This window comes from Streptomyces sp. NPDC051104, assembly GCF_040682835.1.
Taxonomy (GTDB): Bacteria; Actinomycetota; Actinomycetes; order Streptomycetales; family Streptomycetaceae; genus Streptomyces; species Streptomyces cynarae.
In genome coordinates this window covers 239,713-265,315 of the sequence record NZ_JBFBBS010000004.1, presented here as the reverse complement: position 1 = coordinate 265,315, position 25,603 = coordinate 239,713, and the positions used below count along the sequence as shown (strand labels likewise).

Genomic DNA, 25,603 nt, shown 5'->3' with positions numbered 1-25,603 from the left:
GTCTTGCGCGCGGGTCAACCGCGGTCTTTGTGCCCCTTGGACGCTTGAGACTTCTTGGCCTTTTCGGCCTCCTTGACCTGCTTGGTCGGCTTACGGGCGTCGCGGAGCGCGGCCCCTGGTTGAGCAGCGCGGCTGCCCGCGCCGTTGCCGTCACCCGAGGCGCCGGAGACGTGGGAGGGAGAAGTCTTCGAGCCGGACGGGAGCGCGGACGCGGTCGGTCGAGGGGCCGCCGTGGTCGGAGCTTCCCTCGTCGCGGTTTTGGTGGGCGGCTCGGCCGACGGGGACGTGGGCGGGGCGGAGTCGGCCCGTCCGGCGCTGGTCTCGCTGCTGCCCGGAGCCACGGCCAGCGTGACCGTGAGCGTTGCCGAGAGCGCTGTGAGGACGGCGCCCGCCGTACGGCGGCGTATGTGTTTCGGCCTGCTCGCATGCCGCGTTCCGGTGCGCGGATCGGCGGCTGTGCGGTCGACCGGGAGCTCCTTGGCCTCCTCGACCGCGATCCCCGCGGTACGCGCGTGGACACGCGTGTCGGTGGATGCGGTGCACCGGGGGCTGCCGGAGGCCGAGGACGACAGGACGTGCCGATCGGCACGTAGAGCGGACAGGGCCTGGGCGCAGTGCTCGGCGGCGGGACGGGCCTCCGCGTCCTGAGCGGTCATGGCGCGCAGCAGGCAGGCCAGCTCATGGGGCACCGAGGGCGGAACCACGGGTGGGCGGTGAAGGCGGGCCAGGGCGGACTCCAACGGGGTGCCCTCGTATTCCAGTTCGCCTTTCAGGCACTCCAGCAGGAGCAGACCGAGCGCGTAGACGTCGGCGGACGGTCCCACTTCCTTGCCCATGACCTGCTCCGGGGCCAGATAGGCCGCGGTCCCGATCAGTACGTCGGAGGCCGTGTGCCGCGTGGCGTTCACCAGTCGGGCGATACCGAAGTCCGCCAGGTGAGGGGCTCCGGAAGCGCTCAGCAGGACGTTGGACGGCTTCACATCACGGTGCACGATGCCGGCACCGTGCACATGGGCGAGTGCCTGCGCAAGGGCGGCACCGAGCTCGGCGACACGTCCGGGAGGCAGGGGACCGGCGGTCAGATGCGTGCGCAGAGTCTCGCCCTTGATCAGTTGCATCACCAGATAGGCGCGCTCCTTGTGCCGGCCGGCGTCGTAGACGGTGACCAGCCCCGGGTGTTGCATACGCGCGAGGAGGACGGCCTCCTCGGAGAACCGCTCCTCCATCCGCGGATCGGTGTCCGGCCGGAAGAGTTTGACGGCCACCTCCCGGCCGAGGCGGACGTCGAACGCCTCATGGACGTCGGCGGCGCCTCCCCGGCCGATCCCGGCTCCCAACCGGTACCGGCCACCCACCATTTCCGAGGAGACATGCAGTGCCGACCCGAACCCGGAACGTGGGCCCTTCATCTGTCCTCCGTCACCGTCACCGAGCAGTGCAACCAGCGAAACGCTGCGGGCGCGAGTACCCCCCGCCGCGCCACGCAACCGGACGGAATCGGCGGCAACCGCCTCTCACGTCTGCACGGCCACACCCCGGCGCTGAATCCGGCACTTCCCCAGGCATCCGGGCCGACCGGGCTTTGACGGCAACGGCCGCCCCGGGATCAGGCCCTCCCCTGCCGCCGGGCCGCCAGCACGGCGTATACGAGGACCCCCGCGAACAGGAACAGCACGCCCTGGTACACCGCCGCGTACCCGGCGCCCGCCACGAGCCACAGCGAGAAGGCGGCAGCGACCGACGCGACCACGGCGTCCCGCACGAGCCGCCCCCGGTCGACCAGCTCGCCCCGCCCCGAGACCAGGTGGAAGAGCTGCGCGGCGGTGGCCAGCAGATAGGGCACGGTCGCGGTGAACGTGGTGACGAGGACCAGGATCTCGAAGACCTTCGCCGAGCCCGACGTGTAGTTGTAGACGGTGAGCAGCGAGGCGAGGACGACGGTGACGCCGACGCCGACGGTGGGAACGCCCCGCCGCCGGCGCGCGAAGGGGGCGGGGAACAGGCCGTCCTTCGCCGCCGCGTAGGGGGTCTGGGCGCTCAGCAGCGTCCAGCCGTTGAGGCAGCCGGTCATCGACACGAGCGCGGCGAGCGCGACGGCCCAGCCTCCCCAACTGCCGCCGAACATGGCGTTCACGGCGTCCGAGAAGGGCGCGGTGGACTTCACCAGACGGTCGTGCGCGACCGTGCCGAAGACGGAAAGGGTCCCGAGGAGATAGACCAGCGCCGCGCCCATGGTGCCGATGACGGTCGCGCGTCCCACGTTGCGCCGGGCGTTCCTGACCTCGCCCGCGCTGACGGCGGCGGACTCCACACCCAGGTAGGAGAAGAGCAGGATCGCGGCGCAGGCGGACACCGCGCCGATCGCGCTGCCGCCGCCCGCGTGGAACGGGCCGAGGTTGTGCGGGTCGAAGAAGAACAGCCCACCGACGGCGACGAGCAGCAGCGGTGCGAACTTCAGCACAGTGGACACCAGCTGGACGGCGCCCACGTAGCGGGTGCCCGCGAAGTTGGCGAGGGCGGGCAGCCATTGCAGGGCGAGCGCGGCCAGGCAGGCGCTCCAGCGGTGACCGTTCACCGGGATGAGCACGTCGAGGTAGCCGACGGCGGCGACGGCGAGTGCCGCGTTCGACACCCAGGTGGTGATCCAGTACGCCCAGGCGGCGAGGAAGCCGGCGAAGTCACCGAAGGCCTCGCGGGCGTAGACGTAGGGCCCGCCGGTGCGCGGGTCACGCTCGGCGAGCCGGCCGAAGACCAGGGCGAGGGCGATGGCACCGACGGTCAGGACGCCGAAGGCGACCAGGCTGACCGTGCCGTACGGGGCGACGGAGGCCGGGAGCAGGAAGATGCCGCCGCCGATGATGTTGCCCATGACCAGCGCGGTGGCGACGGGCAGCCCGAAGCGGCGGGCGTGCCTGCCGCCGGCGTCGCTGGAGTCCTCGGCGTGGGCGGGGGTATTGAGGGCCTCCCGAGGGGCCGGAGCCGACGGAGGGACGGTTCCGGTGACGTGCATGGGGTGGTGCGCCTTTCATCGAACTGGTGCCCGGGATCGCCGGGGCGGACCCATGGTCCGGCATGGCCCGATGCGGCTCCAAATCGGACGCCTTTGTCCTGTATGGCTCCGTCGAGCGCCGCAAAAGATGCGCCGTGACGGGCGCTGAGCCGGGAATCGTTCAGCGGTGGCGGATCTGCATGCCCGGGCGGCGCTTGTGGACGGTGAGGTAGGACAGGCCGTCCTTCCCCGCGGTGACGCTGCGGGTGGAGCCGCGCGGCAGCCAGAGCAGCGTGCCCTCGGTGAGAGGGTGTGGCCCGTCGGGGCCGCCGAGGACGCCGTCGCCGGTGACGACCAGGAGAAGGACGTCCAGGTCCGGCTCGATGTGAGTGTCCACGGGCTGCCGGGCGGGCAGGCGGATGAGTGCGCTGCATCTGGACCTGATGCAGGGCGCGCTCGCGGAACGGGGCGGCCCGGTCACCGCCACCGCACTGGAGCCGTTCGCCGAACCCGGTGCCTGCCTGGCCCGCCTGGGACGCGCGGCCCGGCTCGCCGCAGGAGAACGGGCACACGATCCGACGGAGCCGGCGCCGGCCGGGGCGACCGCCGCACAGAAGGGCGAATGAGGGAATGAATACGACGGGGGCCGCGGTCGCGTCCGCGGTGGTCTTCGTATGGCTCGGCATGGTCCTGGCGATCTCCTTCCTGGAGGCGCCGCTGAAGTTCCGTGCCCCCGGAGTGACGGTTCCCATCGGGCTCGGCATCGGCCGCCCGGTCTTCCGCGCGCTGAACCTCGCCGAGGCCGTATGGGCCGTCGTCGTGATCGCGGCGGTGGCGGCCGGAGGCCCGCCGACCGGTGTCGTCGTGCTCACCGTGTGCGTGGTGGCGCTGCTCGCGGTGCAGCTCGGTCTGGTCCGGCCGCTTATGAACCGGCGGTCCGATCGCGTGCCGGCCGGAGAGACCGGGGAGGACGCGTCCCGCTCCCGGGCGCACCTTTACTACGTGGCCCTGGAGAGCCTCAAGGTCGTCGGCCTGATCGCGCTGGGCGTCGGTGTGCTGACACGGTGAACCGAACCGCACGGGGAAAACGCGCGACCGGGGTCGGCCGCCGAGCCGGAGCGGCTGCGGGGCCAGGCGTTCGGACGATCCTGGACGTATGAGGCAACAGGCGCTCGTCACCTTCGGACACGGTACGGCGGACCGCGACCGGCTCTCGGACCTGTTGCGCGCGGCGGGGATCGCCGCCGTGGTGGATGTCAGGACCGCGCCGGGAAGCCGCCGCAACCCGGACGTCGGCAGGGAGCGGCTGCGGCAGTGGCTGCCCGGGTGCGGGATCGCCTACCGCTGGGAGCCGCGACTGGGCGGATTCCGCAAGGTGCCGCAGGACTCACCCGACACCGTGTGGCGCAACGAGTCCTTCCGCGGATACGCCGGACACACCCGGACGGCCGAGTTCGTCGACGCGATCACGCTGCTCCTCGAGGAAGCCGCACAGCGCCGGACGGCCGTGATGTGCGGGGAGGCCGTCTGGTGGCGCTGCCACCGTCGCCTCATCGCCGACTTCGTGGTGCTCGCACGCGGGCGGCCCGTCCTGCATCTGATGCACGACGGCCGGCTCGTCCCGCACTCCCTCAGCCAGGGAGTGCGGCTGCGCGACGACGGACTGCTCGTCTACGACGTGCAGCCTCCGGCCGGGGAGTGAGCGGGTAGGCCCAGCAGTGGGGCACCGACCGGTGCGGCGCGAGGTCAGGGTGCCGGACCGGCACGGCGGAACGGCAGGGTGCCCCCGGCGCACCCTGCCGTTCCGGGCGGGGTCAGCCGAAGCGGCCCGGACGGAAGGCCGCGAGGAGCGGGCTGGGCTCCCCGGTGACGATCTCGTCGGCCAGCAGTTCACCCGCGATCAAAGCGAGCGTCGCCCCGCTGTGCGTGAACGCCACGAACAGGCCGGGTACCTCGTCGAGTTCGCCGAGGACCGGCTCGCCGCCGCCGGGGATCGGCTTGGGCCCGACCCCGTAGGAGGCGGCGGTCAGTACGGGATTGCCTTCCAGCACGGCCGACGCCTCGCGCAGCAGCTGTTCGACCGTGGCGTCCTCGACCTCGTAGCTGCCATCCGGGTGGACGACCACCTCGTCCGCCGCCGCGTCGGAGTCCATCACCAGTGAGCCGTCCGGCGCCGGACGCACCGCCACCCGCGGGGTGTTGAGCACCGCTCGCAGGGCGGTGTCCACGGGCGGGGTGCGCACCAGAAGGGCCACCGGGGTGGCGTCCGGGATGGTGACACCGTGTTCCTGAGCCATCCGCGGCACGGCGGCACCGGTCGCCAGAAGCACGGCCTCGACGTCGATCCGCTCACCCGACCCGGTCAGCACGGCCCTGGCACGGCCTCCCTCCACCACGACGGATGCCGCTCCGGCACCGGTGACGATCCGGCCGCCGGCCCCCGTGAGGTCGGCGGCGAGCTGCCGGACGAGCGCAGCGAGGTCCACCCAGCCCTCACCGGGGTTGAAGATCGCCCCCTCGTCGGGGATGGCGGCCGGATCGACGCCCGGCGTCCGGTCGGCCACCTCGTCGCGGTTCAGCCACACCGCGTCGTAGCCGCACCGCCGCATATGGGCGAACGCCGAGCGATGCGGCTCTGTGTCACCGGACGGCGCCCAGGTCAGCCCGCCGTCGAAGCGCAGGTAGGGGGAGGAGGACGGAACCCGGTGTGCGAACGTGCGGTAGCGGTCCAGTCCCAGCATCCGCAGGTCGTGGTAGGCCGCCGACCGGACGCCGGGACCGCCGAAGGAGTTCAGCCACGACAGGGAACGCCCTGACGCGCCCGAGGCCAGGTCGGAGTCGGTGACCAGGACGACCTCCGCGCCGCGCCGTGCGAGCTGTGCCGCGGTCGACACGCCGAGCACGCCACCGCCGACCACGGCCACGCGGCGACGGCTGGAGGAAGAGGAGGACGAAGGTGAGGAAACGGGCATGGTAAACGTGCCTTTCCGCGGGCGCCATGAGGGATGCGCTCGCAAGAGCGTGTCGTGTGTGCGTGCGCCGCGCCGTGATCGCGCTGCGCCGAGTGAGGATGAGGGTGGGGGTCTCGGGGAGAGGCCCTGTGTCAGTCGGCGCGGGCGTTGCCGCGCCGCGGCTCCGCGGCGCTGGAGCGGACGAGCAGCCGGGTGGGCAGCACGATCCGTTCGCCGGGGCTGTCGTCGCCCTTGATGCGGGCGAAGAGCCGCTCGGCCGCGGTGCGGCCCATGTCCATCGGCGACTGGCCCACCACGGTCAGCAGGGGGTCGACCAGAGTCGTCCAGTCCAGGTCGTCGAAGCCGACCAGCGAGATGTCGCCCGGGAGGGCGAGGCCCCGCTGCCGGACGGCTGTGAACAACCCCTGGGTGGCGACGTTGTCGGCGGCGAAGACGGCGGTCGGCGGCTCGGGGAGCGACAGCAGAGCGTGGGCCTCCTTCTCGAACTCGGCGGCGTCCCCGATCACCGAGCAGCGGATCAGCTCCCGGGACGACTCCGCGCCGTACGCGTCCAGAGCGGCCAGGTAGCCGCGGATACGGTCGATCGAGGGGCGCGCCGCACCCCGTACGGTCAGTCGGCCTTTGTCCGACGTGACCAGTTCGGGGCTTTCGTCGGGATCCACGTACAGGAGCATCCCGATGCGCCGGTGGCCTAGCTCCAACAGGTGCTCGACCGCCTCCTGGGCGGCGCCCTCGTTGTCGATGACGACGCTGTCCGCGTCCAGGGCGTTGCTGTGGCGGTCGAGCAGGACCACCGGCACCCCGAGGTCCTGGGCGCGCCGCAGGTGGGCGACGTCGATCACGGCGTTCGGCGCGACGACGAGGCCCTCGATCTGCTTCTCCAGGAAGACCTTCACCGCGGCCCGTTCGGCGTCCATACGGTCGTCGCTGTTGGCCAGGATCGCCTCGTAGCCCTCTTCGCGGGCCACGTCGCAGATGCCGCGCATCGCGGTGGCGAAGTAGGGGTTGGAGATGTCGACCCCGATGAAGCCGATGGTGCGGGTGCCGCCGGAACGCATGCTGCGGGCGACGCCGTTGGGGGAGTAGCCGAGCCTGGCGGCGGCGGCCCGCACCTGGTCGCGCAGGGCGTCGCCGACCCGGCCGTAGTCGCCGAGGGCGCGGCCCGCGGTGGCCACCGACACGCCGGCCTCGCGGGCCACGTCGGCCACCGTCGGACGCCTGCGTCCGCCCTGCGCTGCCGTACCGTTCGCCGCCATCACAGGCCCTGCGAGAGGAACTTCTTCAGCCGCGCGGACCGCGGCGCGTCGAAGATCTGCTCCGGCGGCCCGGACTCCACGACGACTCCCGCATCCATGAACACCACTGTATCGGCGACCTGCCGGGCGAAGCCCATCTCGTGGGTCACGACCACCATGGTCATGCCCGCGCCGGCCAGCTCGGCCATCAACTCCAGGATCCCCTTGACCAGTTCGCCGACCCGCCGCGGTCGGTGCGCCCCAGGTTCCGGTGGTGGTGGCCGGACGGCCTGGTGGAGCCGGACGAGGTGGCCAGAGAGATCGACGGGCACCCCCAAGGTGGACGTCGCCGTGTTCCGGCAGACCGGCTACACCGTCACCGGCATCGGCGCGTCCTGGTTCACCGCCACCGGCGTCCGGCTCGGCTGGACCCATCAGTTCCTCGGCGGCCCAGTGCTCGACCTGCCCGGTGCGACCGTGTCCGGCGGACGGCTCGCCCCCGACGCCCCCGCCTGCAAAGCGCTGTTCATCGAGGGGGACTTCTTCTACGCCTCCACACCCACGCTCGCCCTGAGCGACGCCCGTAAGGTGCTGCGGCTGGCCGAGGCGGGACTACCGGTCGTCTGCCGTACGTGCAGGTGACCGTGGGCTGAGGCGGACCGGCGCACCTGGCTGCCGCCACGTGATCCGTGGCACCCCGGCTCCGCCGGGTGCGCCACGGTCGAGCCGGTCGCGGTGGGGAACGGCTCGACCAGGGCGCCCGGCGCGGTCGTCGCCGGTCTTCTGGCGACGCCCCCGTCAGTCGGGTGCCGCGGCCGGAGCCTCGCGGGTGGGCGCGATGGTCTCCGGCGTGGCGGCCTTCGGAGCCCGGTGTGTGAGGGAGGAGCGGCGGCCGCGGAGCAGCAGCCGTCGTGCGGGGCGTTCCACCGCCTCGTACAGCAGCCAGGACAGGGCGAGGGACAGGCCGAACGCGATGGCGGTGGTGACCACGGCCGTCGGCAGGCCGAAGTGGGGTGACTTGCCGAGCAGGCTGGTGCCGGCCCGCAGCACCAGGAGGTGGATCATGTAGAACGCGAACGAGAGTTCCCCCAGGCGCACCAGTCGCCGGTGCCGCCACAGCGAGGGCAGGCCGCGCAGGTCGGCGACGGCCGCCGCCGGGATGAGCAGCGCGAAGCCCATGAGGGTGCACGCGGTGGCCGGGTACCCACCGTCGGTGATCTGCGGCACGAGGAAGTAGCCGATGATCGCCAGGGCGAGTGAGGCTTCCAGGCCTGGACCGCGCCACCGTTCGAGCCGCACCAGCCGGGCGGTGGCGGCGCCGAGGACGAACTCGGGCAGGCGGGCGGCCGGGAGGGAGTAGAGCGACTGGCTCACCCAGTCGTGGGCGTCCGCCCGGGCGAGGACCAGGACCGCCAGCACGGATGCCCCGGCCAGCGCCGCCGACGCCCGGGGTCCGAGACGGCGCAGGACGACCACCATCAGCGGGAAGGCGGCGTAGAAGAAGGCCTCGCAGGCCAGCGACCAGCTGACCGGGTTCAGCGTCTGCCACCAGGACTGCCGCCAGGAGTGCACCAGCAGCACGTTGGCCACTCCCTGGGCCGCCGTCGGCTTCGCCAGATGGGGCGGCGTGTAGACCATGAGCAGCGCGATCCCGGCGGTGACCAGATGAACAGGAAAGACACGCGCGATGCGCCGCCGCCAGAAGGAGACCGCGCGGTCGTTCGGCCGCGCGGTCCACATCAGAACGAACCCGGACAGGACGAAGAAGAACGACACCCCGGTGCTACCGGCTTGGAACGCCCAGGTCATGATGTGGCCGCCGGTGCCACCGAAATAGCCGAAGTTGCCCACGTGGAGTCCGAAGACCAGGAGCGCGGCCATCCAGCGCAGTCCGGTGAGGGACGGCAGCGAGGGCGCCGGAGCGGATGGAGGGACCCTTGTGGCGGGCTCGGTGGTGGCGGGCGCTGTCAGGGGCGGCGTCGTCGTGTCAACTACCGGGGGTGTGCGAACGGGCATGAAGGGGAACGTTGCCCGTTCGCCACGTTTCATTCGGGGGCAGTAGGGAACGTCACACCGGCACTGACGATCTCCTTCGGCCGCGTGTCCGGATCCGCCGCAAAGGCGGGGCTATGGGTGTCGCCCGGCTCAGTGGCGTCCGCGTCCCTCGCCCAGGCGCTCCAGCACGGCCCGCGCCATGGCTTCCTCGCCTTGGGCGTTGGGGTGCGCGGGGGCCGCGGGCGAGGCCGGCTGCAACGGCTCGATCCACCGGTCCGCCGGGGCCTTGCACATGTCGTGGCCGCGCGTGGGGCCATAGGTGTCGACGTACTCCGCCCGGTTCCACTCCGCCACCAGACGGAGCATCAGATTCAGTCGCTTCTCGGTGTCCCGCAGATAGGGGAAGTCCTTCGACGCGAACGGGACCGACGGGTAGCAGCCGCTGCCGTCGTCGGGCAGGAGGTCCGGGTAGCCGACGACGAGCACCCGGGCGTGCGGTGCCCTGGCGTGCACGGCCCGCAGGACACGGTCCACCTTCGGCGCCGTCTGCGCGATGGCGAGCGTCAACCGGTCGACCCCGGAGGAGGCGTACGAGCGCCGGCACGGATCGCCTGTCGGGTCCTGCGAGCTCAGGCGTGCGCAGGTGGCGATGATGGAGCCGAAACCGAGGTCGTTGCCGCCGATCTGAACCGTCACCAGAGCGGTGTCGCGCCGCACCGCGTCGAGCTGGGGCGCGTTGGTGCCCTGAGCCTTCCACATGTTGTCGGTCGTCGCTCCGCCGCAGCTCACGTCCTTGAACGCGGTCATGTGCCGCTCCGCCGCCACGAGCGAGGGGTAGTTGTGGTCGGAGCGGGCGCAGGCGGCGTCCACCTGTCGGGGGATGACGGGGCCGGAGGCGTAGGAGTCCCCGAGTGACACGTAGTGCGTGTCGTGGCCGGTTCCCGCGCCGTGCGCCGCGGCAGGTGCCGTGGAGGTGGCGAAGAGGGCGCAACCGCCGAGAGCCGCGCCCACGGCGAGCGGCCACCGGCGGCGTCTCGCCGCTCCACGTCCCGCCGCTTCGCCCGTACAGGTGTCGTGCGCCATGGAAGTCCTCCCCCTGAGGCCGGAACGGCGCGCGGAGCCCGCGTCGGGCGGCGGCCGGCGCACGTTCGCCGGGGCCTGTATACCGGTCGCCGCGTCGCCGGAGCCAGAGGTGGGGAGCGAGCATTTCGTGGCATGGCTGCTTCAATCGGGCCCGGGCGCTCGGCCCTCCGCCGCGACGCCCCAAACTTGGTTCGCTCGTTTTCTTGAACTATTCGTGTTTGCGGGGGTAGGTTCGACGGCATGACCGCATCCCGGACTCCGACCACCGCCGAGGAGCTGCGCGGTGCCGGCCTGCGGGTGACGGCGGCCCGCGTCGCGCTGCTGGAGACCGTCCGGGGAGGCGACCACCTCGGCGTCGAGGCGATCGCCTCCGGAGTGCGCGACCGCGTAGGACACATCTCGCTTCAAGCCGTGTACGAGGCTCTCCACGCGCTCACCGCGGCGGGGCTCATACGCCGTATCGAACCGGCCGGCAGCGCCGCCCGGTTCGAGGGACGCGTCGGCGACAACCACCACCACGTCGTGTGCCGGTCGTGCGGCGCCGTCGCCGACGTCGATTGCGCGGTCGGCGAGGCACCCTGCCTGACCGCGTCCGACAACCACGGCTTCTCGATCGACGAGGCCGAGGTCGTCTACTGGGGCCTGTGCTCCGCATGTTCCACCGCCCGCAGTTCCTGAGCACCGTGATCCGCTCTCATCCGGAAGGATTGCCATGACCGAGAACCACGACGCAGTCGTCACAGACCCGAAGACGGAGGGTGGAGACGGCGGTTGCCCTGTCGCGCACGGGCGCGCCCTGCACCCGACGCAGGGCGGCGGCAACCGCCAGTGGTGGCCGGAGCGGCTCAACGTGAAGATCCTCGCCAAGAACCCCGCCGTGGCCAATCCCCTCGATGAGGAGTTCGACTACGCCGAGGCGTTCAAGTCCCTCGACCTGCAGGCGGTGAAGCGGGACATCGCCGAGGTGCTGACCACTTCGCAGGACTGGTGGCCCGCCGACTTCGGCAACTACGGCCCGCTGATGATCCGTATGGCCTGGCACAGCGCGGGCACCTACCGCATCAGTGACGGCCGCGGCGGCGCCGGCGCCGGCCAGCAGCGCTTCGCCCCCCTCAACAGCTGGCCGGACAACGGCAACCTCGACAAGGCCCGCCGTCTGCTGTGGCCGGTCAAGAAGAAGTACGGCCAGAGCATCTCCTGGGCCGACCTCATGATCCTCACCGGCAACGTCGCCCTGGAGCAGATGGGATTCAAGCCCTTCGGCTTCGGTGGCGGCCGCGAGGACGTCTGGGAGCCGGAGGAGGACGTCTACTGGGGTCCCGAGACCACCTGGCTCGACGACCAGCGCTACACCGGCGACCGCGAGCTGGAGAACCCGCTCGGCGCGGTCCAGATGGGCCTGATCTACGTCAACCCGGAGGGCCCGAACGGCAACCCGGACCCGATCGCCGCGGCCCGCGACATCCGTGAGACGTTCCGCCGCATGGCGATGAACGACGAGGAGACCGTCGCCCTGATCGCCGGTGGCCACACCTTCGGCAAGACCCACGGTGCGGGCCCGGCGGACCACGTCGGCGCCGACCCCGAGGCCGCCCCGCTGGAGGAGCAGGGCCTGGGCTGGAAGAGCACCTATGGCACCGGCAAGGGCGGGGACGCCATCACGTCCGGCCTGGAGGTCACCTGGACCGCCACGCCGACCCAGTGGAGCAACGGGTTCTTCAAGAACCTCTTCGAGTACGAGTACGAGCTCGAGCGGAGCCCGGCCGGCGCCCACCAGTGGGTGGCCAAGGACGCCCCGGAGATCGTCCCCGACGCGCACGCCCCGTCGAAGAGGCACCGCCCGCGGATGCTCACCACCGACCTGTCGCTGCGCTTCGACCCGATCTACGAGCCGATCTCCCGCCGGTTCTACGAGAACCCGGACGAATTCGCGGACGCCTTCGCCCGCGCCTGGTACAAGCTCACCCACCGCGACATGGGCCCGAAGTCGCTGTACCTCGGCCCGGAGGTCCCGGAGGAGACCCTGCTGTGGCAGGACCCGCTGCCTCAGCGCGAGGGCGAGCTGATCGACGACGCGGACATCGCGACCCTGAAGACCAAGCTGCTCGACTCGGGCCTCACCGTGTCCCAGCTGGTCACCACCGCCTGGGCGTCCGCCTCCACCTTCCGCGGCAGCGACAAGCGCGGCGGCGCCAACGGTGCCCGCATCCGTCTCGCCCCGCAGCGCGGCTGGGAGGTCAACGACCCCGACCAGCTCGCCCAGGTGCTGCGCGTCCTCGAGGGCGTCCAGCAGGAGTTCAACGCCTCCTCCGGCGCCAAGAAGGTCTCCCTGGCCGACCTCATCGTCCTCGGCGGTGCCGCCGCCGTGGAGAGGGCCGCCAAGGAAGCCGGCTTCGAGGTCGAGGTGCCCTTCACCCCGGGCCGCGTGGACGCCGGCGAGGAGCACACCGACGTCGAGTCCTTCGAGGCGCTGGAGCCGACGGCGGACGGCTTCCGCAACTACCTGGGCAAGGGCAACCGCCTGCCGGGCGAGTACCTGCTGCTCGACAAGGCGAACCTGCTCACCCTGAGCGCCCCCGAGACGACCGTGCTCGTCGGCGGTCTGCGCGTCCTCGGCGCCAACCACCAGGGTTCGCAGCTCGGTGTCTTCACCAAGACGCCCGGCGTCCTCACCAACGACTTCTTCGTCAACCTGCTCGACCTGGGCACGACGTGGAAGGCGACCTCCGAGGACCAGACCGCGTTCGAGGGCCGCGACGCCGCCACCGGCGAGCCGAAGTGGGCCGGCAGCCGGGTGGACCTCGTCTTCGGCTCCAACTCCGAGCTGCGTGCGCTCGCGGAGGTCTACGCCGGCGACGACGCGAAGGAGAAGTTCGTCAAGGACTTCGTCGCGGCGTGGGACAAGGTCATGAACCTCGACCGGTTCGACCTCGTCTGATCCTTCCGATCACGACGCCCGGGCAGGCCCGCACGGCCGGCCCGGGCGTCGTCCGTTCGTGGACACCGCACGACCGCCCATCCCCGAATACCAGCAAAATCCGCCCACCCCTGAAATTCCGCTAAAAAGACGTATAAATTGTCTGGAAGTGGACGGCGGAAAGGGGACCTGGTCATGTCCATAAGGCCCGATGTCCCAGGACCACCCGGTGCGACCATGCTCTCCCCCCAGTGGCCGCCGGACGCGGACCTGTTCGGACCGGCCCCAGTGATCTTCGCTTCCCTGAGCGGTCCCGGGCACATCGTGGAGACCGCGAACCCGGCGTTCTTCGACATCGTCTGCGGCGGCCGGAGGCGGACCGGCGTGCCGATCGTCGAGCTGATGCCCGATGCGGCTCTGCAGGGCGTGATCAACCGCATCCGAGAGGTGTACCGCACCGGCGTTCCCTACCGCACCCGGGACAAACGGCTGGTCCTCGGGGAGCCGGGGGCGGAGCAAGAAAGGATCTTCGACCTCACCTACGAGCCCCGGCGGGACGCCCTGGACAGGGTCGACGGGGTCGTAGTGATCGCCATGGACACGACCGCCTACCGTGACACACAGCTGCTGGCGGCGGAGCAGCGCGCCCTCCTGGAGCAGATCGCGCGCGAGGCCCCGCTGCAGGAGATTCTCACCGGCATGGCCAGGACGATCGAGGGCTTCTCCCCGGGCATGCTCGTCTCGGTGCTGCTCGTCGACGCCGACGGCCGGCGGCTGCGGCACGGCACCGGCCCGAGCCTGCCCGACTTCTACAACGAGGCGATCGACGGGGCCCCGATCGGCGAGGGCCAGGGATCCTGCGGCACCACCGCGTACCGGCGCGCCCCGGTGGTCTGTACCGACATCGCCACCGATCCGCTGTGGGCGGAGTACCGCGAGCTGGCCAAGCGGGCGGGGGTCGGGGCCTGCTGGTCCACCCCGATCCTGAGCACGGACGGCCGGTTGCTGGGCACGTTCGCCATGTACCACCGGACGCCGAAGATCCCGGAACTGAAGGACCTGGTCCTCGGCGCCGCCTTCACACGCATCGCGGCCCTGGCCATCGAGCGGCACCAGGCCGTGACGGCGGGCCGAGCCGCGCGGCAGCGTGAGAGCTCGGCCCGTGACGACCTGGCCTTCGTCCTGGAGGCGAGCACCGCCATCGCGCGCGAGCAGCACTACTCGAACAGCCTGCGGCGTCTGGCCCAGCTGACGGTCCCGGGCCTGGCGCAGCTGTGCGCCGTCTACGTGGCCGACGGCGGCCACCGCAGCCGGATCGCCTCCGCGGCCGCGACCCGGGCGCACGAGAGGCTGCTCGTGGCACCGGAGTGGTGCGAGGCGGTGGACCGCGCGGTCGCCCGCGTGCTGGCCTCCGGCACGACGGAGACCGGGTTCATCGAGGTCCGCCCCGGCACCGAGCCCGGCGGGCGCGGCGCCGGTTACCTCTGCGTACCGCTCACGGCCCGCGGATCCACCTTCGGCGCCCTGGCGCTGCTGGCCGTCGACCGGGACTGGGACGGCCACGTCGTGGCACTGGCCGAAGAGCTGGCCGGCCGGGCCGCGCTGAGCGCGGACAACGCCCGCCAGTTCACGCACCGGGTGCGGCTCGCACATGAACTCCAGGCCGGGCTGCTGCCCCCGAAGCTGCCGCAGGTGCCGGGCGCGGCCCTGGCGGCCTCCTACCATCCGGCCGGCGAGGGTCTCGACGTCGGCGGCGACTTCTACGACGTCTTCCCGCTGCCCGGCGACCGCTGGGCCGTCATGATCGGCGACGTGTGCGGTCACGGAGCGGTGGCCGCCACCACGACCGGTATGGTCCGGCACACGGCACGTGCGGTCGCCCGTCTGCTGCGTGACCCCGTGGCCGTGGTCGCCGCGATCAACGACGCTCTGGCCGAGCACACCGAGGGCCAGGAACTGTTCGTGTCGCTCGTCTACGGCGAACTGCGGCACACCACCACCGGACAGGCGGTGACCCTGATGCGCGCCGGCCATGTGCCGCCGCTCGTGCGCCGCGCAGGCGGCACCGTCGAGCGGCTCGTGCCGCCCGGCCTCCTGCTGGGCCTCGGCCTGGGCGGTGTGGGATCACCCGTGCGCGTCGACCTGCGCCTGGGCGACGGCCTGGTCCTCGTCACGGACGGCATCACCGAAGCGCGGTCCCCGGCCGGCGAGCTGTTCGGTGAGGAGCGGCTGGCCGACACGCTGACCACGGCTCCGCCCACCGCAGCCGCCCTGCTGGAGTCCGTCACCACCGCCGTCGCCGCCTTCACCCACGACACCTCGCTGGACGACCAGACCGCGCTGGTCGTGACCGCCGTATGAGCTGATCCGTGGACAGGCCCTACGGTTCGCGGTGCGCGTGTGCCGCTCGCTCCAGTTCCGCGGCCTCCGCCTCCGCCAGTCGCCTCTCGGCCTCCACATCGATGGACCGTGTCAGCAGCCAGTACAGCAGCGCGGCGACCGGCAGTCCGACGAACAGGGAGATGTCGGCTCCGCCGAGCGCCTCGGCGGCGGGCCCGACGTAGAGGTTCGGGACGGAGAAGAACGGCACCATGGCGGCGAACCCGACCAGGTACGCGATGATGCCGTGCCACCCCCAGCGCCCGTAGACCCCGCGCGGATTGAAGATCTCGGCGATGGCGTAGTGGCCGCGGCGCACCACGTAGTAGTCCATGAGGTTGACCGCGGTCCACGGGATGAACAGGTAGAGCACCAGCAGCAGGAAGTTGTTGAAGTTCTGAAGGAAGTTGGACGTCGCGGACAGTGCGCCGATCAGGGAGAGCGCCGCGGTCAGTCCGATGGTCACCAGCCGTACGGCGAGCGTCGGGCGCACCCTCCTGAAGGAGTCGATGGCGCTGATGAGCGTCAGCGACCCGCCGTACATGTTCAGCGCGGTGACCGACACCAGCCCCAGCGCGGCGAACAGCAGCACGATCGCGCCGAATCCGCCGAACACCTTGTCGCCCGCGGCGTCGATCGAGCGGATGGTGTCGAAGTTCTTTCCCGCCCAGGCGGCGAGCAGCGTCCCGAGCACCATCAGCCAGATGCCGCCGAGCGCCGACCCGAAGTAGGTCCAGTAGAAGGTCCTGCGGACCGTCACATCCGGCGGAAGGTACCGCGAGTAGTCCGAGACGTAGATGGCCCAGCTGATCTGGTAGCCGGCCACCACACCGAACTGGGCGAGGAACGGCGTCCACCGGAAGGCGCCGAGGTCGAAGGAGCCGGGCGGGTAGTGCAGGGTGACCAGGATCCCCACCGTGAAGATCCCGAAGACGACCAGGAAGGTGTACGTCAGCACCTGCTCGGCCCGGTGGATGACGTCGTAGCCCACCAGCGCGACGAGGAAGGCGACGACGGTGACCACGACCACCCACAGGTCGACGCCTCCGTGCAGCGTGGTGTGCAGGGCGTCCCCGGTGAGGATGGTGTTGAAGACGTTGAACCCGGCGTACTGCAGGTAGGCGAAGAGCCACACCAGAAGGGCCCCGACATAGCCGAACTGGGGCCGCGACTGGATCATCTGCGGCAGCCCCAGTTGCGGGCCCTGGGCCGAGTGGAAGGCCATGAAGAAGGTGCCGACGACGGTCCCCGCCACGATCGCGATGAGCGACCAGACGAGGTTGCCGCCCTCGGTGATGCTGATCAGGCCCACCGCCAGCGTGGCGATCTGCGCGTTCGACATGAACCACAGCGGCCCGAGGTGCCACAGCTTGCCGTGGCGTTCGTCGAGGGGGACGTAGTCGATGGAGCGGATCTCCAGGCCCGGCATCCGCGGCTCTGCTGATGTGCTTGTCACGGCGCCTCCTGCGTGCCGGTTCGCCCCCGGTCACACGATCTTCCCCTGATCGCGGCTGGTCAAGAGGTGCGTCGCAACGCACGCCGTTCCGCCTCACGGTGCGGCGCGACGGGGCGTCTGCGGCAGTCCCCTGTGCGACCTGTGCCCTGTTTGTTCCGTTTGCCCTAGTGGGATGGGGTTACCCGCCCAGTGAACGACGCTCAGAGGAGGGCAGTGCCGTGAGCAATGCGACGATGGAACGCAAGGAGGCGGCGAGGCTTCCGGAAGGCGACGTGGTCCGCGTCCTGCTGGAGCAGCACGCACGTATCCGAGACCTGTTCGACGACGTGAAGAGCGCGCAGGGCGAGCAGAAGAAGCAGACGTTCGACGAGCTGAGGGCGCTGCTGGCGGTGCACGAGACGGCGGAGGAGCTGATCCTGCGCCCCACCGCGAAGAGGACGGCCGGTGACGCCGAGGCCGAGGCCCGCAACCACGAGGAGGAGGAAGCCAACAAGGTCCTCGCCGAGCTGGAGAAGATGGACGTCACCAGTGCCGAGTTCGACGCGAAACTCGCCGCCTTCGAGAAGGCCGTCATCGACCATGCCGAGCACGAGGAGCAGGAGGAGTTCCCCGCGGTGCGGCGCGGTTGCGACGAGGAGCAGCTCAAGGGCCTCGGGGCAAGGCTGCAGATGGTCGAGAAGGTGGCACCGACCCATCCGCACCCCACCGCTGCGGGATCGCCCGCGGCCCAGTTGCTGACCGGTCCCTTCGCGTCCATGGTCGACCGGGTGAAGGACGCGATCACCGGATCGTCGGGCCGCACATGAGACACGCGGGCGCACACTCAACGCGTGTGCGCACCGGCAGACGGACGACGCCACCGCCGGCGGAACACCGGCGGTGGCGTCGCCGTGTCAGTGGGCACCTTCAGGGCTCCTACGTGTCGCCGTCGCCCTCTCCGCGCTGCTGCCGGGAAGGCCGGGGCGGATGGGCCGCGCCCGTGCCGCCCGGCTGGCCGCCACCGGTGGTGCCGTAGCCGCCGGGAACGCCGGGGGCCATGTCGGCGTCCGCGTCCTGCTCCGTCACGCGGCGCCGGGCCCTGACCCCTGCCCGGCGCTCCGGGTAGGGGTACTCGAACGGACGCGAAGCGGCGCGCTGGTCCTCTGCCTCGCGCTGCTCCCGGGCGGCCTGCTCGGCCGTCCGCCGCTCGTCACTGTCGTGGTTGCGATGCTTGTCGTTCATGCGCGCCGAGTACCCAGAGCCGTCGTCCGACAACGCGCCCGTGTCATGTGAGGCTGGCGGCCCGTTTCCTTGTGTTCCCGGGCGCGTTCTCGCGGCGCGGGAGCAGCAGCGGGGTGGCGAGGAGGAGGACTCCGGCGACCGCGATCGCGGTGCGGGGGCCGGTGACGGCGGCCAGCAGACCCCACAGAGCGGTCAGGGCCGCGATGGCGGCGCTGCTGCTGACCGACCACGCGGCCAGGGTGCGGGCGACCCGGTCGGGGCCGGTGTGGTCGAGCCGGTAGGTGGCCAGCACCGGGTTGAACACGCCGATGCAGGTGACCAGGCCGAGTTGCACGGCGATGACGAGGACGATCCCGGGGACACCGGGCCGGACGAACGCCAATCCGACAGGCCAGCACGCACGCAGCACCCCCGCGGTGAGCATCACCCTGTGCTGCCCGAACCGAGCCACGAGCCGGCGCGCCAGGCGTGAGCCGACGAGACCACCGACGCAAGGGGCCGCGAACGCGAGACCGTACTGCCAGGGTGCGAACCCCAGGCGGCCCAGCAGGAGTACGGCGAGCAGCGGCTCGGAAGCCATGATCAGGCCGTTGACCACGATCGTGTTGAGGAACAGCGGGCGCAGCGCCGGGTGGGCGAGGATGTGGCGCCATCCTTCGAGGAGATCGCGTGCGCGCAGCCGCGGTGCGCCGGTCCGCGCGGGGCGCGGTTCCGTCCCGCCGATGGCGCGGATGCCCAGCGCCGAGAGCAGGTAGCTGACCGCATCGGCCACCACGGTCGTCACCGGGCCGAACATCCCGATCGCCGCCCCGCCGAGCGGCGGCCCGACCACCGTCGCGCTCCACATCGTGGACTCGAACCGGCCGTTCGCGACGAGCAGGTCCTCCTGCGGCACGAGCGCCTTCATATACGCACCGCTGGCCGCGTTGAAGGCGATGTTGGCCGCGGCGACCACGACGGAGACGACGAGGAGTTGGGCGAAGGTGAGCCAGCCGAGCGCGAACGCGGCGGGGACGCTCATCAACGCCGCGAACCGGGTCAGGTCCATCGCCACCATGACCGGCCGTTTACGGCGGAACTCCACCCACGGACCGAGTGGCACCGCCACCACGGCTCCCACTGCCCGCCCCGCCGCGGACAGCGCCGCCACCTGGGTCGGCCCGGAGTGCAGCACGAGAACCGTCAGCACGGAAAACGCGCCGAACCCGAGCCCTGTGCCGTACGAGCTGACCGCATACGCTGCCCACAACCACTCGAACCGCCGCCCCAGCGCCCGTCTCCCCGCCATACCCGACGCCCCTCTCGCCGCCCGAACAACCTGCCGCTGACCCTCGGCATCAAAGCGAGTGGCAGATGACGAGATCAAACAACGGATCCGACAGGAAGGCACAACATTTTGTTGTGCGGGTACGGTGGGCCGCGTGGATCTCGATGCCGTGCGCACCTTCGTGGCCGCCGCTGACGCGGGGCGGTTCCAGGACGCCGCCGCCGAACTGTCGATCACCCAGCAGGCCGTCTCCAAACGCATCGCCACGCTGGAGAGGGTCCTCGGCGTTCGGCTGTTCACCCGCACCGCGCGAGGGGCGAAGCTCACGATCGACGGACAGGCGTTCCTGCCCCACGCCCGCGATCTCCTACGGGCCGAAGAGAGGGCGGTCGCCTCCGTCCGTCCCGGCCGCCGCGCGCTGCGCGTCGACGTGATCGGCCGACGGCTCGCCCCGGCTGCCGTGCTGCGCGGCTTCCATCGCGCGCACCCGGAGGTCGAGCTCGATGTCGTGACCCTCTTCGACGCCGACGCGGCCGTCGACGCCATCCGTTCCGGCACGATCGACGCGTCCTTCCGCGCCGTCACCATGCCCGGCCGGAAGCTCGCCGACGACATCGGGGTCGCCTGGGCCCTGGACGAGCCCGTCCAGCTTCTCACCGGACCGGACCACGAGCTCGCCGCCGCCCGCGCCGTCACGCCCGCCCAGCTCGTCGGGCACCGGATCTGGATGCCCGGCATCGTTCCCGGAACCGAGTGGGCCGCCTACTACGATGCCCTCGCCGCCGCGTTCGGGCTCACCATCGAGATCACCGGCCCCGACTTCGGCACCGAGCCCCTGCTGGACACCATCGCCGACTCCCGGTCACTGGCGACCTTCGTCGGCGAGCAGACACGGCTCGTCTGGCCCGCTGACCACGGTCTGCGGCGGATCGCCGTGCGCGACCCGGCACCGGTCTACCCGCACTCACTGCTCTGGCATCGCGACAACCCGCACCCCGCACTCGCCGCGCTCCGCGACCACCTCCGCTCCAGGCGGTTCGACCACTCCGACACCGAGACCTGGACCCCGGCATGGGCGAAGCGGTCGGGACCACCGCGTCACCCGTCGCCGATCCCATCGTGAGCCGAGAGGACCGGGGCCCACCACCTACCACGACACCCCGGTTATCCGCGCGTCGACGGGGGCACCCGGTGTGCCGGGCGAGCCCTCGTGGGGTCGCCGTATCCAGCCGAATCCACAAGGAGGCGTTGGACATGGGACATGGAGGGAACGTCATCAACGAGCTGATGACGGACCATCGGGAAGTGGAGGAGCTCTTCGGGCGGATCGAGGCGCTGCCGCCCGGTGACAAGAACCGCAAGGTGTACGCCGATCAGGCCGTCATGGAGCTCGTGCGTCACTCGGTGGCCGAGGAGGCCTACCTCTACCCGGCCGTACGGCAGTTCCTGCCCGACGGGGACGCGATGGCCGACAAGGAGCTCGAGGACCACGCCAAGGCCGAACAGATCATGAAGGATCTGGAGCGCCACGAGGCCGACGACCCGGAGTTCGACCGGCTCATCGGGATGCTGATGACCGAGATCCGGTCCCATGTGGCCGACGAGGAGGGGAACCTCTTCCCGAGGCTGGGCGAAACGGCTTCCGCCGAAGCCCTCGACGAGCTGGGCGACAAGGTCCGGCGGGCGAAGCAGACGGCGCCGACCCGCCCGCACCCCTCCGCACCGGACAAGCCGCCGGCCAACAAGCTGCTCGCGCCCGGCGCCGGCCTGGTGGACCGTATCCGTGACGCGCTCACGGGTCGCGGAGAGAAGGACTGACCGGCCGGCGGTTCACCGGTCGGGCCGGCCGGCGGCTCACTGGTCGGGCCGGCCGGCGCGGGAGCGGATCTCGTACCGGCTGAGCGCCTGGCGCAGCTGGTTCAGCTCGGGGTCGGGCAGGGCGTCACCCTGCGCGAACCTCAGGATGTGCTCGGCGACGACCCGCAGCTTGGTGTTGGTGTGCTGGGAGACGTCGCGCAGGACGCACCATGCCTCCTCCGGCGCGATCCGTCCCAGCACGACCACGGCGCCCATGGCCTGGTCGATGGTGGCATGGGAGGTCACCGCCTGCCGCAGCTGCGCGTTCTCCTCGTGCAGTCGCTCGTTCTCCGTCGCCAGGTCGGCGGGGGAGAGCAGGTGCGTGGGCAGGCGCGGAGGGTGCCGCTTGGATATCGCGTGGAACGCCATGGTGTGCCCCTGGATGAACGAGTGGCCGCAGTTCCAGCTTCCCCCAGGTCGGCGTCGTGGACGACCCGGATGTGCGGTGTCCCCGTCGGCCGCGCCGGTGCCTAGCTAGGCGCTGCGTGGCCGACGGGCCGTCCTCTTCTCCGCGGTCTTCTTCGCCGCGGCCCCCTTCGCCGCGGTCTTCTTCTGTGCGGTGTCCTTCCGCGCGGCGGTCTGTGCCCCGGCCTTCGGGGCGGTCTTCGCCGCGGTCTTCTTCGTGGTCTTCTTCCCGGCCGTCTTCTTCGCCGCGGTCTTCTCGGCGGGCTCCTTCTTCGCCGTCCTGCCGGCGGCGGCCTTCTTCTCCGGCAGCTCGTGGACCTCGGCCTCCGTCTCCTCGCCGCGGGAGGCCTTCGCCTGGGCCACGGACGCCTGGAGCGCGGTCATCAGATCCAGCACCTTGCCGGGCCCCGCCTCCGGCTCCGGCATCTGGGGCGGCGCCTGCCCCTCACGCCGGGCCTCGATCACCTGCTCGAGCGCTTCGGTGTAGTGGTCGACGAAGTCGGGGCCCTCGAGGTCCTCACGGGTCATACGGTCGATCAGATGTTCCGCCTCGGTGATCTCGTCGTCGGAGAGCCGGACCTGCTGCGGAGCCAGCTCCCCCGGGTCGCGGATCTCGTCGGGCCACCGCATCGCGTGCAGCACGATCGCCTCGTCCCGCACCCTCAGCAGCCCGAGCCTCTCCCGGCCGTGCCAGGCGAACTTCGCCACCGCGACCTTCGACGTCCGCTCCAGCGCCCTGCGCAGCAGCGCGTACGGCTTCGCGGCGACCGTGCCGGACGCCTGCAGGTAGTAGCCCTCGCCGATGCGCAGCGGGTCGATCGACCCGGCCGGCACGAACGCGGCGATCTCGATGGCCTTCGCCGTGGGCAACGGCAGCTCACGCAGCTCCTCGTCGAGCACGGGCACGACCCGCTCCCTGGACAGCTCGTAGCCCTTGCCGATCTCGTCGGGCGGGACCTCACGGTCCTCCAGCTCGCAGTACTTGCGCACCCGGACCCGGCCCATGTCCTCCAAGTGGTACTGGTGGAAGCGCACGCTGTGGTCCTCGGTCGCGGGCACCACGTTGACCGGAATCGTGACCAGGCCGAAGCTGATCGCTCCCGACCAGATGCTCCGGGGCATCGCAGACCTCCGTGACATGCCCCGAGGGCACCAGCGTACGAAGGGCGCGGGTGCGCGGCACGGTGAAGCGGTCCGCAGGACTGACGACGACCTCGGCCGGCGAGCACCCGGTGAACCCTGACGGAACTCTTGGTGTCCGCCCCTGTCGCAGGGCCGTTCGGGCGTACGGTGCTGCCTAGCATGAGTGATCGCGCCCGCCACCCGGGCGCGTCAGTACGTTCGCACGTCGTCCGGGGAGGCGCGGAGCAAAATGCCGGTGCCCGGCCTCGCATCACGGCGTGCCCGTCTCTGGGCCGCGGGCGGAGCCCTCCTCACCCTCGCCCTGGTGGCGGCTCTGCTGGCCACCACCCTCGGCGGAGCCCGGCGCGCGCGGGCCGCCACCGACGACGGGCTGCCCCACACCACCGTCGAGGTGTCACCGAGCGGCTGCGGACGGGGCTGGAACAACCCGGTCTCCGGCCTGCAGGTCTTCGACCTGCACAACACGTCCGACGGCCCCGCCGAGGTCTACCTGGAGGACGCTCGCACCCGGGCCGTCTACGGCGAGATGGAGGGCCTCGCCCCGGGCACGACACGGGCGTTGACCGTGCGCCTCGGCAAGGGCTCCTACGCTTTCACCTGCCTGCCCGACGACGCCGACGCGGTCACCGGCCCCACCGTCCGCATCACCTCGGGACGGTCCGGACCCGAGGCGGCCCCGGTCACCGAGCACGACCTGATCCCCCTGGCCATCGACTACCAGAAGTGGGTCGCGGGCGGTCTGGACGAGGTCGTACGGCTGACCGGACGGCTGAAGGACGCCATCGACCGCGGCGACCTCGAGGGGGCCAGGGCCACCTGGCTTTCCGCGCATCTGGAGTACGAGCGGCTGGGCGCGGCGTACGACGCCTTCGGTGACGCGGACAAGCAGATCAACGGAACGGACGCGGGGCTCGCCGGGGGCGTCCACGACCCGTCCTTCACCGGCTTCCACCGCATCGAGTACGGACTGTGGCACGGCCAGACCACCACTGCCCTGCGCGCCCCGGCGGGCGCTCTCGTCAGGGCGGTCACCGCGCTGCGCGACAGCTGGGCGCAGGCCCGGATGGATCCGGCGCAGCTGGGCCTGAGGGCACACGAGATCCTGGAGAACACCGTGCAGTTCGAGCTGACCGGGCGGACCGACTACGGCAGCGGCAGCAACCTCGCCACCGCCCGCGCCAACCTCGACGGCACCCGCGCCGTGCTGTCCCGGCTGCGCCCCCTGCTCACCACCCGGTACCCGGACCTGCCCGGCCTCGACCGGGAACTGGAGCGCGCCCAGCACACGCTGGACGGCCTCCACCACGAGGAGAGCTGGACGCCGCTCGACCGCCTGGACCGCTCGCAGCGCGAACAGGTCGACGCGGTCCTCGACGACCTGGTGGAGCGGCTCGCCTCGGTGGCGACACTCTGCGACCCGCGGAGGACCGTGTGAGCGCGTCCGTGGAGACCGGCGGGGTCGGGCGGCGCGGCTTCCTGCGCGGCGCGGCCCTCGCGGGCGCCGGGCTCGCGGCGGGCGGCGCGGCGGCCCCGGCCGCCACCGGCGGCGCGAGTGCGTCGCCCGTCGCGCCGTTCCACGGCCCCCACCAGCAGTCGGTGCTCGCCGCCCCGCGCCGCGTCACCGCGTTGGCGGCCCTCGACGTGACCGCCCAGAACCGCGCCGACCTCGTCGACCTCCTGCGCACCCTCACCGCCCGCGCCCGCTTCCTCACCTCGGGCGGCACGCCCTCGCCGGTCGGCATCACCGGCCCGCCCGCCGACTCCGGCATCCTCGGCGAGCGGTTGCCCTCCGGTGCGCTGGCGGTGACCGTCGGCGTCGGCGCGTCCCTCTTCGACGACCGCTTCGGCCTCGCCGGTCACCGCCCGCGCAGGCTGACGACGATACCGTCGTTCCCAGATGACGACCTCAGACCCGAGTGGTGCCACGGCGACCTCAGCCTCCAACTGCACGCCGACGACGCGGACACCGTGTTGCACGCGCTGCGCGACATCGCCCGGCACACTCGCGGCGGCCTGCAGGTCCGCTGGCGCCTCGACGGATTCTCCAGCCCGCCCCGCCCCTCGGGCACACCGCGCAACCTGATGGGCTTCAAGGACGGCACCGCCAACCCGGACCCCACCGACGCCCGGGAGATGAACAGCCTGGTGTGGGTGGGCCGCGGCATGGGCGAACCCGACTGGGCCGTCGGTGGCAGTTACCAGGTCGTCCGGCTGATCCGCATGCTCGTGGAGTTCTGGGACCGGGTCTCCCTCACCGAGCAGGAGCGGATGTTCGGCCGCTCCCGGGAGACCGGCGCGCCCCTGGACGGGAACGCGGAGCACGACGCACCCGACTACCCGAACGACCCCAAGGGCGACGTCATCCCGTTGGACAGTCACATACGCCTGGCCAACCCACGCACGTCGGCCACCGCCAACCAGCGGATACTGCGCCGGGCCTACAACTACGACGCGGGCATGGACAGCAACGGCAACCTCGACATGGGGCTGTTGTTCTGCTGCTACCAGCAGGACCTCGCCCGGCAGTTCGAGACCGTGCAACGCCGCCTCGCGGGCGAGCCTCTCACCGACTACATCAAGCCATTCGGCGGCGGCTACTTCTTCGCCCTGCCCGGTGTGCGGGACAGCGCGGACTGGTACGGACGGGAACTGCTGGCCGGGGCGTCCTGAACGTGCCGGGGCCG

At 71.5% G+C, this 25,603-nt stretch carries 23 protein-coding genes and 2 pseudogenes; 12 read left to right on the top strand and 13 right to left on the bottom strand.

Annotated features, from left to right (window positions below):
* Nucleotides 1-14: 14 nt before the first annotated feature.
* The 3 genes and pseudogenes from AB0N14_RS09445 to AB0N14_RS09435 all read right to left on the bottom strand — a co-directional run.
* The gene (locus AB0N14_RS09445) at nt 15-1,409 is read right to left on the bottom strand and encodes a protein kinase (protein WP_366025080.1); all 1,395 of its coding nucleotides are present in this window, start codon (nt 1,407-1,409) and stop codon (nt 15-17) included.
* Nucleotides 1,410-1,606: 197 nt separating this feature from the next.
* On the bottom strand, nt 1,607-3,010 hold the full coding sequence (locus AB0N14_RS09440; RefSeq protein ID WP_366025079.1) for an amino acid permease: 1,404 nt from the start codon (nt 3,008-3,010) through the stop codon (nt 1,607-1,609).
* A gap of 160 nt (nt 3,011-3,170) precedes the next feature.
* Nucleotides 3,171-3,413: pseudogene (locus AB0N14_RS09435) on the bottom strand (hypothetical protein); the annotation flags it as partial.
* On the opposite strand from AB0N14_RS09435, the gene AB0N14_RS09430 reads away from it, so the two are divergent.
* From AB0N14_RS09430 to AB0N14_RS09420, 3 genes are all read left to right on the top strand, one after another.
* Nucleotides 3,409-3,615, top strand: a complete 207-nt coding sequence (locus AB0N14_RS09430) for a hypothetical protein (protein WP_366025155.1) — start codon at nt 3,409-3,411, stop codon at nt 3,613-3,615. The pseudogene AB0N14_RS09435 and the gene AB0N14_RS09430 sit on opposite strands and share 5 nt — an antisense overlap.
* 4 nt (nt 3,616-3,619) lie before the next feature.
* The gene (locus AB0N14_RS09425) at nt 3,620-4,057 is read left to right on the top strand and encodes a hypothetical protein (protein ID WP_366025078.1); all 438 of its coding nucleotides are present in this window, start codon (nt 3,620-3,622) and stop codon (nt 4,055-4,057) included.
* A gap of 88 nt (nt 4,058-4,145) precedes the next feature.
* A complete protein-coding gene (locus AB0N14_RS09420; RefSeq protein WP_366025077.1) occupies nt 4,146-4,691 on the top strand; it encodes a DUF488 domain-containing protein in 546 nt (181 codons plus the stop codon).
* 112 nt (nt 4,692-4,803) lie between these two features.
* Here the strand turns inward: AB0N14_RS09420 and AB0N14_RS09415 are convergent, their stop codons facing one another.
* The 3 genes and pseudogenes from AB0N14_RS09415 to AB0N14_RS09405 form a co-directional block, all read right to left on the bottom strand.
* Complete coding sequence (locus AB0N14_RS09415) at nt 4,804-5,913, bottom strand: FAD-binding oxidoreductase (RefSeq protein ID WP_366025076.1); 1,110 nt, start codon at nt 5,911-5,913, stop codon at nt 4,804-4,806.
* Between the two features lie 179 nt (nt 5,914-6,092).
* Nucleotides 6,093-7,217: a LacI family DNA-binding transcriptional regulator gene (locus AB0N14_RS09410; RefSeq protein ID WP_366025075.1), complete on the bottom strand. Its 1,125-nt coding sequence runs from the start codon at nt 7,215-7,217 to the stop codon at nt 6,093-6,095.
* Nucleotides 7,217-7,432 (bottom strand): annotated as a pseudogene (locus tag AB0N14_RS09405) (peptide ABC transporter ATP-binding protein); the annotation flags it as partial. The gene AB0N14_RS09410 and the pseudogene AB0N14_RS09405, both read right to left, overlap by 1 nt.
* A gap of 115 nt (nt 7,433-7,547) precedes the next feature.
* Here AB0N14_RS09405 and AB0N14_RS09400 point away from each other — a divergent pair.
* On the top strand, nt 7,548-7,838 hold the full coding sequence (locus AB0N14_RS09400; RefSeq protein WP_366025074.1) for a hypothetical protein: 291 nt from the start codon (nt 7,548-7,550) through the stop codon (nt 7,836-7,838).
* 156 nt (nt 7,839-7,994) lie between these two features.
* Here AB0N14_RS09400 and AB0N14_RS09395 read toward each other — a convergent pair whose 3' ends face one another.
* Nucleotides 7,995-9,212, bottom strand: a complete 1,218-nt coding sequence (locus tag AB0N14_RS09395; RefSeq protein ID WP_366025073.1) for an acyltransferase — start codon at nt 9,210-9,212, stop codon at nt 7,995-7,997.
* Nucleotides 9,213-9,341: 129 nt separating this feature from the next.
* Entirely contained in the window at nt 9,342-10,274 is a 933-nt protein-coding gene (locus tag AB0N14_RS09390; protein ID WP_366025072.1) for an SGNH/GDSL hydrolase family protein, read from the bottom strand.
* A 240-nt stretch (nt 10,275-10,514) separates the two neighbouring features.
* Here AB0N14_RS09390 and AB0N14_RS09385 point away from each other — a divergent pair, with 240 nt between their 5' ends.
* The 3 genes from AB0N14_RS09385 (at nt 10,515) to AB0N14_RS09375 (ending at nt 15,552) form a co-directional block, all read left to right on the top strand.
* Nucleotides 10,515-10,952 (top strand): Fur family transcriptional regulator, encoded by a 438-nt coding sequence (locus AB0N14_RS09385; protein WP_366025071.1) that lies wholly within the window; start codon nt 10,515-10,517, stop codon nt 10,950-10,952.
* Nucleotides 10,953-10,986: 34 nt separating this feature from the next.
* Entirely contained in the window at nt 10,987-13,212 is a 2,226-nt protein-coding gene (gene katG / locus AB0N14_RS09380; protein WP_366025070.1) for a catalase/peroxidase HPI, read from the top strand.
* 216 nt (nt 13,213-13,428) lie between these two features.
* Nucleotides 13,429-15,552 carry a SpoIIE family protein phosphatase gene (locus AB0N14_RS09375; RefSeq protein WP_366025069.1) on the top strand — a complete coding sequence of 708 codons (2,124 nt, stop codon included), beginning with the start codon at nt 13,429-13,431 and terminating at the stop codon, nt 15,550-15,552.
* A 19-nt stretch (nt 15,553-15,571) separates the two neighbouring features.
* Here the strand turns inward: AB0N14_RS09375 and AB0N14_RS09370 are convergent, their stop codons facing one another.
* On the bottom strand, nt 15,572-17,026 hold the full coding sequence (locus tag AB0N14_RS09370) for a cytosine permease (RefSeq protein ID WP_366025068.1): 1,455 nt from the start codon (nt 17,024-17,026) through the stop codon (nt 15,572-15,574).
* Between the two features lie 218 nt (nt 17,027-17,244).
* Here AB0N14_RS09370 and AB0N14_RS09365 point away from each other — a divergent pair, with 218 nt between their 5' ends.
* Nucleotides 17,245-17,832: a hemerythrin domain-containing protein gene (locus AB0N14_RS09365; protein ID WP_366025067.1), complete on the top strand. Its 588-nt coding sequence runs from the start codon at nt 17,245-17,247 to the stop codon at nt 17,830-17,832.
* A gap of 109 nt (nt 17,833-17,941) precedes the next feature.
* On the opposite strand, the gene AB0N14_RS09360 is transcribed toward AB0N14_RS09365, so the two are convergent.
* On the bottom strand, nt 17,942-18,247 hold the full coding sequence (locus tag AB0N14_RS09360; RefSeq protein WP_366025066.1) for a hypothetical protein: 306 nt from the start codon (nt 18,245-18,247) through the stop codon (nt 17,942-17,944).
* Nucleotides 18,248-18,290: 43 nt separating this feature from the next.
* On the bottom strand, nt 18,291-19,535 hold the full coding sequence (locus AB0N14_RS09355) for an MFS transporter (RefSeq protein ID WP_366025065.1): 1,245 nt from the start codon (nt 19,533-19,535) through the stop codon (nt 18,291-18,293).
* Nucleotides 19,536-19,668: 133 nt separating this feature from the next.
* On the opposite strand from AB0N14_RS09355, the gene AB0N14_RS09350 reads away from it, so the two are divergent.
* A complete protein-coding gene (locus AB0N14_RS09350) occupies nt 19,669-20,637 on the top strand; it encodes a LysR family transcriptional regulator (RefSeq protein ID WP_366025064.1) in 969 nt (322 codons plus the stop codon).
* Between the two features lie 131 nt (nt 20,638-20,768).
* On the top strand, nt 20,769-21,332 hold the full coding sequence (locus AB0N14_RS09345) for a hemerythrin domain-containing protein (RefSeq protein ID WP_366025063.1): 564 nt from the start codon (nt 20,769-20,771) through the stop codon (nt 21,330-21,332).
* Between the two features lie 36 nt (nt 21,333-21,368).
* Here AB0N14_RS09345 and AB0N14_RS09340 read toward each other — a convergent pair whose 3' ends face one another.
* Together AB0N14_RS09340 and AB0N14_RS09335 are read right to left on the bottom strand one after the other, a co-directional pair.
* Entirely contained in the window at nt 21,369-21,740 is a 372-nt protein-coding gene (locus AB0N14_RS09340; RefSeq protein ID WP_366025062.1) for an ANTAR domain-containing protein, read from the bottom strand.
* Between the two features lie 105 nt (nt 21,741-21,845).
* Nucleotides 21,846-22,898, bottom strand: a complete 1,053-nt coding sequence (locus AB0N14_RS09335) for a Ku protein (RefSeq protein WP_366025061.1) — start codon at nt 22,896-22,898, stop codon at nt 21,846-21,848.
* 250 nt (nt 22,899-23,148) lie between these two features.
* On the opposite strand from AB0N14_RS09335, the gene AB0N14_RS09330 reads away from it, so the two are divergent.
* Nucleotides 23,149-24,354 (top strand): peptidase M75 family protein, encoded by a 1,206-nt coding sequence (locus tag AB0N14_RS09330; protein ID WP_366025060.1) that lies wholly within the window; start codon nt 23,149-23,151, stop codon nt 24,352-24,354.
* Nucleotides 24,351-25,589, top strand: coding sequence for an iron uptake transporter deferrochelatase/peroxidase subunit (gene efeB, locus AB0N14_RS09325; protein WP_366025059.1), 1,239 nt, complete (start codon nt 24,351-24,353; stop codon nt 25,587-25,589). Before AB0N14_RS09330 ends, efeB begins: the two co-directional genes overlap by 4 nt.
* Nucleotides 25,590-25,603 lie beyond the last annotated feature (14 nt).

Coding starts and splice junctions, on each gene's coding strand:
- AB0N14_RS09445 (WP_366025080.1), bottom strand. CDS start 1,409: ATGAAGGGCCCACGTTCCGGGTTCGGGTCGGCACTGCATGTCTCCTCG.
- AB0N14_RS09440 (WP_366025079.1), bottom strand. CDS start 3,010: ATGCACGTCACCGGAACCGTCCCTCCGTCGGCTCCGGCCCCTCGGGAG.
- AB0N14_RS09430 (WP_366025155.1), top strand. CDS start 3,409: ATGAGTGCGCTGCATCTGGACCTGATGCAGGGCGCGCTCGCGGAACGG.
- AB0N14_RS09425 (WP_366025078.1), top strand. CDS start 3,620: ATGAATACGACGGGGGCCGCGGTCGCGTCCGCGGTGGTCTTCGTATGG.
- AB0N14_RS09420 (WP_366025077.1), top strand. CDS start 4,146: ATGAGGCAACAGGCGCTCGTCACCTTCGGACACGGTACGGCGGACCGC.
- AB0N14_RS09410 (WP_366025075.1), bottom strand. CDS start 7,217: ATGGCGGCGAACGGTACGGCAGCGCAGGGCGGACGCAGGCGTCCGACG.
- AB0N14_RS09395 (WP_366025073.1), bottom strand. CDS start 9,212: ATGCCCGTTCGCACACCCCCGGTAGTTGACACGACGACGCCGCCCCTG.
- AB0N14_RS09390 (WP_366025072.1), bottom strand. CDS start 10,274: ATGGCGCACGACACCTGTACGGGCGAAGCGGCGGGACGTGGAGCGGCG.
- AB0N14_RS09385 (WP_366025071.1), top strand. CDS start 10,515: ATGACCGCATCCCGGACTCCGACCACCGCCGAGGAGCTGCGCGGTGCC.
- katG (WP_366025070.1), top strand. CDS start 10,987: ATGACCGAGAACCACGACGCAGTCGTCACAGACCCGAAGACGGAGGGT.
- AB0N14_RS09375 (WP_366025069.1), top strand. CDS start 13,429: ATGCTCTCCCCCCAGTGGCCGCCGGACGCGGACCTGTTCGGACCGGCC.
- AB0N14_RS09360 (WP_366025066.1), bottom strand. CDS start 18,247: ATGAACGACAAGCATCGCAACCACGACAGTGACGAGCGGCGGACGGCC.
- AB0N14_RS09355 (WP_366025065.1), bottom strand. CDS start 19,535: ATGGCGGGGAGACGGGCGCTGGGGCGGCGGTTCGAGTGGTTGTGGGCA.
- AB0N14_RS09345 (WP_366025063.1), top strand. CDS start 20,769: ATGGGACATGGAGGGAACGTCATCAACGAGCTGATGACGGACCATCGG.
- AB0N14_RS09340 (WP_366025062.1), bottom strand. CDS start 21,740: ATGGCGTTCCACGCGATATCCAAGCGGCACCCTCCGCGCCTGCCCACG.
- AB0N14_RS09335 (WP_366025061.1), bottom strand. CDS start 22,898: ATGCCCCGGAGCATCTGGTCGGGAGCGATCAGCTTCGGCCTGGTCACG.
- AB0N14_RS09330 (WP_366025060.1), top strand. CDS start 23,149: ATGCCGGTGCCCGGCCTCGCATCACGGCGTGCCCGTCTCTGGGCCGCG.